The 10,874-nt window shown below is 72.6% G+C and carries 9 protein-coding genes and 3 pseudogenes; 4 read left to right on the forward strand and 8 right to left on the reverse strand.

Going from position 1 to position 10,874, the window contains the following annotated elements:
* Positions 1-609: PadR family transcriptional regulator (locus AB0C76_RS36655; RefSeq protein ID WP_359974054.1), on the reverse strand; the 609-nt coding region annotated here is incomplete at its 3' end.
* Between the two features lie 152 nt (positions 610-761).
* Between AB0C76_RS36655 and AB0C76_RS36660 the strand changes: the two genes are divergently transcribed.
* Positions 762-989, forward strand: a complete 228-nt coding sequence (locus tag AB0C76_RS36660; RefSeq protein ID WP_359974056.1) for a hypothetical protein — start codon at positions 762-764, stop codon at positions 987-989.
* Between the two features lie 323 nt (positions 990-1,312).
* Positions 1,313-1,831, forward strand: coding sequence for a hypothetical protein (locus tag AB0C76_RS36665; RefSeq protein ID WP_359974058.1), 519 nt, complete (start codon positions 1,313-1,315; stop codon positions 1,829-1,831).
* 246 nt (positions 1,832-2,077) lie between these two features.
* Here the strand turns inward: AB0C76_RS36665 and AB0C76_RS36670 are convergent, their stop codons facing one another.
* The gene (locus AB0C76_RS36670; RefSeq protein ID WP_359974060.1) at positions 2,078-3,361 is read right to left on the reverse strand and encodes a heparan-alpha-glucosaminide N-acetyltransferase domain-containing protein; all 1,284 of its coding nucleotides are present in this window, start codon (positions 3,359-3,361) and stop codon (positions 2,078-2,080) included.
* A gap of 556 nt (positions 3,362-3,917) precedes the next feature.
* Here AB0C76_RS36670 and AB0C76_RS36675 point away from each other — a divergent pair.
* Positions 3,918-4,829 (forward strand): annotated as a pseudogene (locus AB0C76_RS36675) (hypothetical protein).
* A 151-nt stretch (positions 4,830-4,980) separates the two neighbouring features.
* Here AB0C76_RS36675 and AB0C76_RS36680 read toward each other — a convergent pair.
* Positions 4,981-5,208 (reverse strand): annotated as a pseudogene (locus AB0C76_RS36680) (transposase); the annotation flags it as partial.
* An 87-nt stretch (positions 5,209-5,295) separates the two neighbouring features.
* Between AB0C76_RS36680 and AB0C76_RS36685 the strand changes: the two are divergent.
* On the forward strand, positions 5,296-6,075 hold the full coding sequence (locus AB0C76_RS36685) for an SGNH/GDSL hydrolase family protein (protein WP_359974062.1): 780 nt from the start codon (positions 5,296-5,298) through the stop codon (positions 6,073-6,075).
* Positions 6,076-6,482: 407 nt separating this feature from the next.
* On the opposite strand, the gene AB0C76_RS36690 is transcribed toward AB0C76_RS36685, so the two are convergent.
* The 5 genes and pseudogenes from AB0C76_RS36690 to AB0C76_RS36710 form a co-directional block, all read right to left on the reverse strand.
* Positions 6,483-7,253 carry an ATP-binding cassette domain-containing protein gene (locus tag AB0C76_RS36690; RefSeq protein WP_359974090.1) on the reverse strand — a complete coding sequence of 257 codons (771 nt, stop codon included), beginning with the start codon at positions 7,251-7,253 and terminating at the stop codon, positions 6,483-6,485.
* A gap of 471 nt (positions 7,254-7,724) precedes the next feature.
* Positions 7,725-8,144: pseudogene (locus AB0C76_RS36695) on the reverse strand (ribonuclease domain-containing protein); the annotation flags it as partial.
* Between the two features lie 195 nt (positions 8,145-8,339).
* Entirely contained in the window at positions 8,340-8,891 is a 552-nt protein-coding gene (locus AB0C76_RS36700; RefSeq protein WP_359974064.1) for a YciI family protein, read from the reverse strand.
* 70 nt (positions 8,892-8,961) lie between these two features.
* Positions 8,962-9,810, reverse strand: coding sequence for an ABC transporter permease (locus tag AB0C76_RS36705; RefSeq protein WP_359974066.1), 849 nt, complete (start codon positions 9,808-9,810; stop codon positions 8,962-8,964).
* The gene (locus AB0C76_RS36710) at positions 9,807-10,844 is read right to left on the reverse strand and encodes an ATP-binding cassette domain-containing protein (RefSeq protein WP_359974068.1); all 1,038 of its coding nucleotides are present in this window, start codon (positions 10,842-10,844) and stop codon (positions 9,807-9,809) included. Before AB0C76_RS36710 ends, AB0C76_RS36705 begins: the two co-directional genes overlap by 4 nt.
* Between the last annotated feature and the right edge of the window lie 30 nt (positions 10,845-10,874).

The following is a 10,874-nucleotide window of genomic DNA, read 5'->3' on the forward strand; positions in this document are numbered from 1 at the left end:
GCAGGGTGAGCGAAACCTCTCCGCAGCGCCCCGGCCCCCCCGCGGGGGGGCCGGCGCGGCGGCCCGCCGATCCAGAACGGCGAGTGCCTGCTCGCACCAGCGCTGGTTCTCGCGCTCGAACGACAGTCCGCGCATCAGCGTCAGATACGGCCCGACACGTTCGGCCGTGGCGAGGTACTCGTCCTCGAAACGCCCGTCCAGCAGCCGGGCCCGCAGGCGCTCGTAGCGGGCCACCTTGGCCTGCGCCCACACCAGCCGTTCGAGCAGCGCCGCGCGCACGGCGTCCGGGTCGCCCGCGTCCACGGCCTGCACCTGGACGAGCAGCTCGTCCCGGATCGCGGACGGCCGCGGCGGTGAGGCCGTGAACGACCGCAGCGCGGTGCGGCCCGCCTCGGTGAGCGAGAACAGCCGCTTGTTCGGCCGCCGCTCCTGCTCGACGACCCGGGCGCTGACCAGCCCCTCGGCCTTCATCCGGTCCAGCTCCCGGTAGAGCTGCTGCGGTGTGGCCATCCAGAAGTTCGCCGCCGACGCGTCGAACGCCTTCGTCAGGTCGTAACCGGACGCCTCACCCTCCAGGAGGGTCGACATGATCGCGTTGCGCAGGGCCATGCCACCAGCCTAGCGAGCGCCACCGTGCACCGGCGACCGATGCGATTACTCAACAAGACACCTATCCCTGAGACGCCTCCCGGCATGCTCCTGGAGCAGGAACGCCGTCCTGGTCCTACGGGAACGGGTCGGCCTGGTCAATGTGGGTCAGGGTGTCGCTTGCCGGTGAGAACGGTGCGGAGTGGCAGACGCTGCCGATCGCGTTCACGGTGGCAGCGGAGGCGGGAGCTGCGGAGACGTGGGCGGACGGGCCCTCGGGCCAAGCCGTCACGCGCCAGGCCATCGAGACGGTCCAGGAGCTGCTCCAGCAACTGCCCGGAAAACCCGCCGCCATGATGTGGATCGGTCTCTACCGCCCGGTCGAGGCCGGCAACGGCTGAACCTCACCCGTTGCCGACACGAGTCCACCGGGGCGCTGCGGTGTTCACCCGTCCTGTCTCGGTGCTGTGACGTACAGCGAATTGGAGAGGCCGCTTCGCAGGCTGACTCGTTGATTGCATCGGGTGGGGCGGCGTGCCGCCCAGAAGCAGTGGACGGGGCATGCGCAGTGGCGTGCGGACGATCGTGGTGCTGCCGCTCCCGTCGGCCGGCCTATCACCTGTGGGACCACCGCTGCGCGGCGCGCCGTCGCCGGCGTGGCCGGGCGGCGGATCTAGCCTTCACCGAGTTGACCGCAGACCAGGGATCGTGAGGACCTGACCACGTGGCGAACCACTCGGCGCCGCCGACAGCCGGCACCCCCCTCCAACGCTTCCTGGCGCGGCCCCATGTGGTGGTCGGCGGGGTCTACGGGGCGGTTCTCGGTAGCTCGATGACCGCCGCCCTGACCAAGGAAGCGGCCGGTGACCGCCGGTACGACGCGACGTGGTTGCTGATCACCGCCGTGGTCACGGCCGCTGCTCACGGCTACGCGCACCTGATCGCCACGCGTGCCCAGCGGCGGATCGGTGCGCAGGCCGCGGTCCACACCGTTGTGGACGAGTGGCCGCTGACGGTCGGTGCGCTGCCGAGCGTGGTGCTGTTGTTCGGCGCCGGTGTCGGCTGGTGGGGGTCGCGCGGGATCGAGTACGTCACGTTCGCGGTCAACATCGTGCTGCTCTTCGGCTGGGGCCTGTTCGCGGCCCGGACCGGTGGGCGTACCTGGCTGTCGGCACTGTTCATCGGTGTCGGTGATGCACTGCTGGGCCTGGTCGTCGTCCTGGCCAACGCGTTGGTGAAGTGATGCCACGGCTGGCGCGCTCACGTCCGGTCCCGCGGGTGGCGGAGCCGGACGAACGGACGGCCGACGTCCTCCCCGAGGCCGGCGAATCGGGGTGCGGGCCCGGACGCCGGAGCTTCCGGTTCCCGGACCTGCCCGTGGACGGCGGCGACCTGCCGTCACCGTGCTTCGGCCGTCGTCATGCCGGCCGCTGCTGCGCCGTTGCTTCCCGGCGGTGCTCCTTGCGTGACGCCTCGGCCTGTCCTGCGGTCACCTGACGAACTCGGCGGGCTTGGTGGCGAGGTTGACGAGGTACTCCAGGGGTCCGCGGCGGAAGAAGCGGGACCAGATCGCGGCGAACAGGATGGCGCCGGCGATGAAGCACAGCAGTGGCGTGGTGGAGGCGGCGGTGTCGCCGAGCGGCACGCTCAGTGCCATGGAGGCCACGAAGTGCCCGACGTACGCCGTCAGTGACATCGTGCCGACGGCGATGACCGGGGTCAGCAGCCGCCGGAGCCACGGCAGGCCGCTCATCGCGACCGTCGCGCCGACCAGCACGGTGATCGCGACTCCCAGGCTGCCGGCCATGTCGAACGTCGAGCCGCTGTGAGGCTGGGCGAGCAGCAGCATCCAGGCGTCGGCGCTGTCGGCCGCTCCCGCGTCGCCCCCGGACTTCAGGGCCGCCTTGCCCACCTCGGATGCGGTGTCGAGGGCCGACGAGCTGCCGGAGCCACCGGTGGCCCGGCCCGACGGCTGCTGTGCGAGGTCGTGGAGTCGGTCGGAGAAGCGGGTCAGCAGGAGGGGCACGCCGTATCCGAAGGCGATGAGTGCGGCACCGAGTGCGGTGAGCCGTCGCTGCACGGTGACGGCGGACAGGTCGAGGCGGCCCAGTGCCATGCCGGTGACCACGAACGTCATCCAGGTGATGGTCGGGTAGAAGCCGGTGAGCAGGAGGTCCAGGACACCGACGTCGCTGAGTTGCTTGAGTGGGTCGTAGGCGTTGACGGCCGTCTCGACGGGACCGGCCACCAGTGCCTTCAGCCCGTACTGCAGGAGCGGCGTGACGACGGCGAGGACGGCCGCGATGATCGCGAGCGTCCTGGCCCGCAGGCGCAGCAGGGGTAGGGCGAGCAGGAAGTACACGCCGTAGAAGGCGAGGATCACCACGGATCCGGCGCCCGCCGCCGCGAGCACGGTGCCCATCGCGATCAGGACTCCGGCGCGGATCGCGATGCGGACCTTCGCCTGACGGCCCGCCAGGCCGGTCTTCGGCTCGCTTCGCCCGGCGATCAGCATCAGCGAGAACCCGGCGAGTGTCGCGAAGAGCACCGACGCCCGCCCCTCCGACAGCTGCAGCGGCCAGCCCCCGACACCGCCCACGGAGGCCGCCTGCGGACCGATGTGCACGGCGTACATGCCGAACACGGCCAGCGCGCGGGCCAGGTCCACGCCCACCAGCCGACCGGTGGACGCGGGCTTCGCCGACGGAACGGGGTCGGGCCCGGCAGGGGCGTTCGACGGTGGCGACGTCTGTGTGGGATCCATGGGTGTCATGGCGCCAATCTCGCCGTCCGCGGCCCGAGCGGACCATCCGGCGGGCTTCCGTGCCGCCCCCGCCGATCGGCCGAGCCGCCCCCGCCGAACGCCTGCCGCAGCATCGGCCGGCGGCGCCACGGCCCACGGGAGGCCAGTCCCAGGAACCAGCCACCCGGGCGGCCGCCGCGGCTCCCGCCGACCGGCGGAGAAGCGGCGGCCATCCGACGGGGCACCCCCGGCTCCCCGCCGGATGGGATCCGCAACCGCCCGCCGACAAAGTGGGAACGTGTCTGCGAACCCCGGCATCGCCAGCGCCCGCGCAGAGGGCTTCCTGACCGCTCCCGCATTGCCGGGGCCCCGGCGCTCCCGACTCCGTGAGAAGCCGGGAGCGCCGAGGCCCGCGGCGCCGCGTCCGGGGGGTGCTTCCGAGCGGCGTCGAAGCAACGCGACGCCCCAACTCTGACTGCCGCCGGGAGCCGGCCAACCCGCCGGTCGGCCGTGGCCATCCGTCGGTCGGCGACCGGAACCCGGCCGATCGGCCCCGTCCCACCCCTCCTACGAAGGGAGTCCCCTGGTGATAGCCGGACTTCTCGTCGCCGCCGCCGCGTCCGCCTGTTAGGGCACCGGCTCCGTCCTCCAGGCGGTCGGTTCCCGTCGCGCCGCCCGCGAGGCCGCCGCGGAAGCCGGCGCAGCACAGCTCACCGAGCACGGCGGTCCCACCCTGTCCTCCACCGGACGGGCGGCGCGCACCGGGGAGTTCGTGCTCGGCACAGTCCTGGACGTCGTCGGCTTCGCACTCGGTGCCCTCGCCGCCCGGATGCTTCCGCTCTTCCTCTCCCAGACTGTGATCAGCGCCAACCTGGTCGTCACCGCGGTGCTCTCCGTCAGGCTGCTCGGCGTTCGCCTGCGGCGTCCTGAGTGGGCCTCGATCGCCCTGCTGTGCGCGGTCCTGGTCCTGCTCGCCGTGGCCTCCGGACCGCAGGCCGGCCACCACGCCGCGTCGGCCTTCCACTGGTGGCTGCTGATCACCACCACCGTGGTGATCGTCGGCGGGAGCCTGCTGGTGCGCCGGATGGGATCGCGCGGCGCGATCGTGGCGGGCCTGCTCTCCGGCCTCGGGTTCGGCGCGCTCGGCATCGGGGTGCGTGTCCTGAACGGTGTCGACACGCTCGACCTGGGCCGCATGCTCGCCGACCCGGCCCTGTACGCCGTGCTCGTCGGCGGCATCGGCGGGATGTACGTGCACACCGTGGCCCTGCAGATCGGCTCGGTCAACGGAGCCACCGCCGCCCTGGTGATCGGTGAGACCGTCGTCCCCGGCGCGGCCGGCGTGCTGTGGCTCGGGGACGCCTCCCGCAGCGGACTGGGCTGGCTCGCCGTCGGCGGCTTCGTCATCGCCGTCGCCGCGGCCGTGGCGGTTGCCCACTTCGGCGAGGAGGACACCGCCGAGGCGGCCTCCGACAACCGGGAACCCGTCGGCGTTTGACTTCACGTCGGGAAGTCGGCCGCACCCGGCCAGGTGTGGCCGGTACCTCAAGGGCTAGTGCTGCGTTCCTTGAAACTGGTACACGTTCCTTGAAACGGGTACACATAGCGGCGTCGTAGCCCGTTCGACGGTGTTGCGCTTCTTGTCGCGGTCCCTGTCGAACCCGGCTGGCGGCCTGGTCCACCTTCTCCGGGATGACGCGCCGGATCCCACGACGCCGCAGGTGCCGGCGGGTTCGGCGGTTGCTGTAGCCCCTGTCCGCACTGACGCTGTCCGGCTTCGTGCGCGGCCTGCCGCAGGTCAGCCTCGGCATCCGTATCCCGTCCATGACCGCCTCGAACCGGGTGCGGTCGGCGCACTGCCCAGGGGCGACGACCAGCGAGAGGACCCGGCGGCGACAGGGCGGGGCACGGCGAGGCGGCTTCTCGACTGGCGACAACCTTTTATTTCATGAAATATAGATGCCATGAACCATCTGGAGCCAGCCGACATCCGCTCGTTCGTCGCCCTCGGGGACAGCTTCACCGAAGGGATGAACGACCCCGGCACCGACGGAGCCTTCCTGGGCTGGGCCGACCGTCTGGCCTCGATGCTCGCCGAGGGCCGACCGGACGGGGAGTTCCGGTACGCCAACCTCGCGGTGCGCGGGCGGCTACTCGACCGCATCGTGGCGGAGCAGGTACCGCAGGTGAGCCGGATCCGCCCCGACCTGGTCACCTTCTGTGCCGGCGGCAACGACATCCTGCGCCCCGGCGGCGACCCGGACGAGGTGGCCCGACGCTTCGAGGCCGCCGTCACGCAGCTCACCGGGGCAGCCGGGACCGTGGTGCTCTTCACCGGCTTCGACACCCGCGGCATGACCCTGCTCAAGCATCTGCGCGGGAAGATCGCCACTTACAACGGCCACCTGCGCGCGATCGCGGACCGTCACAGCTGCACGGTCGTGGACCTGTGGTCGCTCGGCTCGGTGCAGGACCCGCGAGCATGGAGCGGGGACCGCCTGCACCTGTCCCCCGAGGGCCACCAGCGAGTGGCCCTGCTCGCCGCCCGCACCCTGGGACTCCACACGGCGCAGGACCCGCAAGCCCCCTGGCCCGCCGAGCCGCCCCGCTCCACCGCGGCGCACTACCGGGAGGACTTCCACTGGGCTCGCACGTACCTGGCGCCCTGGGTCGGCCGCCGCCTGCGCGGCGAGACCTCCGGCGACCACCTCGCCCCCAAGCGCCCCGAGCCGACCCCGGTCTGACACCGCCATCGGCACGCCGTCTGGAGCTGGGAGGCAGCGGTGAGCCGCGGCTGCTCACCCTGTTCGCGGCGGAGACGGTGACCGGCGGCGGTCGGCCCGTCGGCGGTGTCCGTCCGTGACGGCACTGGACCCGTCAGCCCTGCTCGCCCCGCGCCTCCAGCAGGCCGCTCCAGCTGTCGAAGAACCATTCGGCCGGAAGCGGGGCGCGGCCGAGCGGTATTCGGGCTGGCCTCTCATGGAATCGTCGCCCATTTCTGCCGGGAACCCGACAGTCCGGCCATGCACAACTCCCACACTGCCGGAACGGCATCCCCTGGACCTTTACGGACGTCCACCCCGTGCCCGGCGCGGGACCGCGCGGCGCCGGCTGCTTCGGCACCGCGCGGCCGTGCGTACGTCTTGTCGGGTCAGCGGGCCGGGGTCAGCAGTTGGGTGGTGGCCAGCTCGGCGTAGAGCTCGTCCTGCTCGACGAGTTCCGCGTGGGTGCCGACGGCCCGGACCCGGCCTGCGTCCATCACCACGATCCGGTCGGCGCCGGTGACCGTGGACAGGCGGTGGGCCACCACCCGCACGGTGGTCTCCCGGGCCGCCTGCGCCACGATGTCCCGCACCGCGAGCTCGTTGACGGCGTCGAGCTGTGAGGTCGCCTCGTCGAGGAGCAGCAGCCTGGGCCCCCGCAGCAGTGCGCGGGCGATGGCGACGCGCTGCCCCTCGCCGCCGGAGAGCTTGGACCCGCGGTGGCCGACCCGGGTGTCCAGGCCGTCGGGCAGACGGGCGACGAGGGCGTCGAGCCTGGTACGGGCCAGGACGTCGACCAGGTCTTCGTCCGAGGCGTCCGGTGCGGCGAAGAGAAGGCGAGGCCTGGATGAGGGAGCTCTGTCCAGGGCTTCGGCGAGCGTGCGGAGCGGTTGCGCCAACGGTGCCGGAAGCGTGTCCGCGGGTGTGTCGGTGGCCCACACGTATGCGTTCGCGAGAGAGCTCAACGGCAGCATGGCCCGTTCCCGCTCCCCGCCGGAGCACAGCCGGTCCGGTGCGAGGACGGGCGTCGACTCGACCGCCGGGCGCATCGGCCCTGTCATGATCAGGGCGCGATGTTCCGCCCGAGCCGCTCCCACGGTTCGTCGTACGCCGGCAGCGCGTCCACCGGGTCCTCGGCGTGCACGAACCGTGCACGGCATCGATGGCGTACTCGCCCAGCGCGGCACTCGCGGCCGGGGAGCGCGTATGCGCGTCGTTTCAGGGATCTCTGCGCCTCCCCCTCGTGCGGCTCCCCGAGGCTGCCCTTCCCACGCGCCTCCACGGCCGACGGAGCGGCCGTCATCCAGTGGACCTGCGGCGGCGGGGCGACCCGGGTGTTCGCGCTCCAGCCGGTCACCGCCCTGGGCAACGGCCAGGACCACCAGCTCGTCGCGGCGCACAGCGGCAAGTGAGCCGACGTCAGAGGGATCTCCACCACGCCGGTGCGCTCGTCCACCAGTGGACCTACGACCCCGCGAGCGTGCCGAGCACCGAGAAGAACCAGATCTGACGCCTGACCGGCAAGGCCTGACAGTGCGCGCCTGATGTGTGAACGTGTGAGCCCGGCCGGGGAGGGCCCCGGACGGGCTCACACGCGTTCTGCTACGCGCGGTTGCGGCAGCAGAGGTTCGGCAGCCGAAGTTCACGAGGCGGAACGAGGCGTAGTGGTCGGCGGTGTGGTAGTCCTCGTGTACCTTCTGCCCCGTGATGATCCGGCGCGCCCCGCGGGTCGGCGAGCCCGGGGTGATGACCGTGTACTCGTGGTAGTAGCACGCTGGTGCGGCTCGGCAGGAGGTGCTCGCGGTTCCGGAAGACGACGCCGTCCTGGTCGTACGGGAACGGGCCGCCCTGGTCGATGAGGGTCAGGGTGTCGCGCGCCTGTGAGGGCAGCGCGGAGTAGCAGACGCTGCCGATCACGTTCACGGTCGTGGTGGAGGCGGGGCCGTGGAGACGGCGGGCACGGAGGCGGCATGGGCGGCCGGTCCCGCGAGGAGGGTGGCGGCGACGGCGGCGGCACCACCGAAGGCTGCGATGCGTGGGGGAATCCTCATACAGCACATGATGACGCGCGTAGAGCAGCGTTCGTCGAGCCCAAGTCCCTTGGCCTTTCTGGTTGTTAACCGAACCGCCTCGCTTGATCTTCCCGAGTGGCAGGTCTTCCGGCAGGCACCTGGGTGAGGTGCCTGCGCGCGAGCAGGACGTTCGCTGGGCCGGCGGCTCGGCGGGTGGCACTCTCGCAGTGAGCGTTAGTCGCGCCGCCCGCCGAATTGCCAGGTGTGCACCTCGGTGTGGGCGTACCGGTCCGGGGTCAGGACGGCGCGTGCCGCCTCCCGGTCCGGCGCGCGGAGCAGTGCCGCCGTGCCGAGCCAGATGGCGCCGTCGTCGGACAGCAGCGGCCCGTAGGCGATCAGCTCGTCCCGGTCGGCCGGGACGGCGAGGTCGGCCGCCTCGCCCGCGCCGAGGCCGAGCACCAGGTAACGGGTGCCGCCGGTCCGGCCACCCGGGAAGTCCCACATGGTGCGGCCCAGCAGGTTGCGCCACCGTCGCAGCAGCACGTCCCGGTAGACGCCGGCCTGGTAACCCGGTTCCTCGAAGGCGAACGCACGGGCGGCGGCCGGACCGGACAGGTCGACGATGTGCACGCTGCCGGTCGGCGCACCGTCGTCGTCGCTGAGGGTCGGGCCGCGGGCGATCATCTCCTCGGCGTAACGGTCCATGTAGGACCAGTGGTCTTCCAGCAGTTCGTCGCGCAGCGGCAGGGAGCCGGTCCGGTCGCGGTGGTAGCAGAGGAACTCCATGACCGTATGCTCCCGCAAGCCGGCGCCGCCGGGGCGCGGGAAGTCGGACCGGTCGACTTCCCGCGCAGGTTCAACGTGGGGTGAGCGGCCTGCGGAAGCCTGTCACCGCCAGCCATGCGCCGATCGCCGCCACGGCTGTGCCGAGCAGGAGGGCCGGCACGGCCGTGCCCGTCCCCGGTAGGCCGAGGGCGAGGGCTCGCGTCGAATCGATGGCGTAGGTCAGGGGGTTGACGTGGGCGACGGCGGCGAGCCAGTCCGGGAGGTCGGCGGTCGGGACGTAGGCGCTGGAGGCGAACATCAGGGGGAGCACGGCGATGATCGCGAGGTTCTGGATCGGCTCGGCGCGGCGCAGCCAGGCCGCCGCCGCGATGAACAGCCAGCCGAGTGCCCAGCTCATGAACAGCGTCAGCCCGATCGAGGCGGCGACCGCGCCGGCCCCGCCGCGCGGGTCGTAGCCGAGGACGAGGGTGCCGAGCGTCAGGATGATCACGGCCTGGACGGCGGCGCGCACGAGTGTGGTGAGGCTGCGGGCGACGAGCAGGGAGCTCGGGGCGACGGGCAGGCAGCGCAGGCGGGCGACGATGCCGTTCTGGAGGTCCTCGACGAGGCCGACCCCGGACTGCACGGCGGACTGCACCGCGTTGTCGACGAGGACGGCGGGCAGGACGAAGTCCAGGTAGGTGACGTCCGGCGGGAAGTGCGGTGGGAGCCCCATCCGGCTGAACACCTGGGAGAGCACCACGAGTGTGATCACGGGCTGGAGCAGGCCGAAGAGCAGTACCGCCGGGTCGGTCACGAGCGCGCGCAGCGACCGGCCGGTGAGGATGCGGATCTGGGTGAGCCGCGAACTGCCGCGCCAGGTGGGCGCGGTGGCCGTCGGGGTGCGGGGTGGTCGGCCGGTTTCGAGGGTGGTGGTCACCGCTTGGGTCCTTCCGGGCCGTCGAGGTTGTCGAGGTTGTGGAGGCTGTCGGGGTGGTGGGCCAGGGCGAGGTAGACGTCGTCGAGGCCGGGTTCGCCGAACGTGAGCTCGGCGGCCTCGACCCCGACACCGTCGAGCGCCCGGACGACGGCGGCGATGTCGCGGGTGGCCTCGATGGGGACGACGAGGGCGGCGCCCTCGCGCCCGGTGACCGGGGCGAGCCCGGCCCGGCGAAGCGCGTCGGCGGCCCGGTCGAAGTCGCTGCCGCGGTCTCCGCCGGAGTCGGCCCCGGCAGGACCGTCGAGGACGACCGTGACGGTCCGCCGGCCGACCCGGGCCTTGAGTTCCGCCGGGGTGCCGTGGGCGACGACGCTCCCGCCGGAGAGCACGGTGATGGCGTCGGCGAGCCGGTCGGCCTCGTCGAGGTACTGGGTGGTGAGCAGCACCGTGGTGCCGCCGGCGACGAGGCCCTCGACGATCTCCCAGAGGCCGAGCCGGCTCACCGGGTCGAGCCCGGTGGTGGGTTCGTCGAGGAAGACCACCTCGGGCCGCCCGACCAGGCTCGCGGCGAGGTCGAGGCGCCGGCGCAGGCCGCCGGAGTAGCCGCGGGCGGGCCGGTCGGCGACGTGCCCGAGGTCGAACAGGTCGAGGAGCTCGTCGGCGCGGGTGCGGGCGGCGCGGCGTCCGGCGCCGAGGAGCCCGGCGAGCAGGAGGAGGTTGTCGCGCCCGCTGAGCCGCCCGTCGACGGTGGCGTACTGGCCGGTGAGGCCGATCCGGCGGCGGACCTCGGCGGGGCGGCGCCGGACGTCGAACCCGGCGACGCTGGCCCGGCCGGTGGTGGGCGCGAGGGCGGTGGTGAGGACGCCGACGAGGGTGGTCTTGCCGGCGCCGTTGTGCCCGAGCAGGGCGAGCACGCTGCCGCGGGGGACGGCGAGGCTGACCGAGTCGAGCGCGCGGACGGTGCCGAAGGTCATGCCGACGTCGACCGCCTCGATCACGAGGTCGTCGTCGGCCGCGGTGGGTGGGGAGGTCATGGCCGGTTCTCCGTTGGGCGGTGGTGGGGC

It is taken from the genome of Kitasatospora sp. NPDC048722 (assembly GCF_040650235.1).
Taxonomy (GTDB): domain Bacteria; phylum Actinomycetota; class Actinomycetes; order Streptomycetales; family Streptomycetaceae; genus Kitasatospora.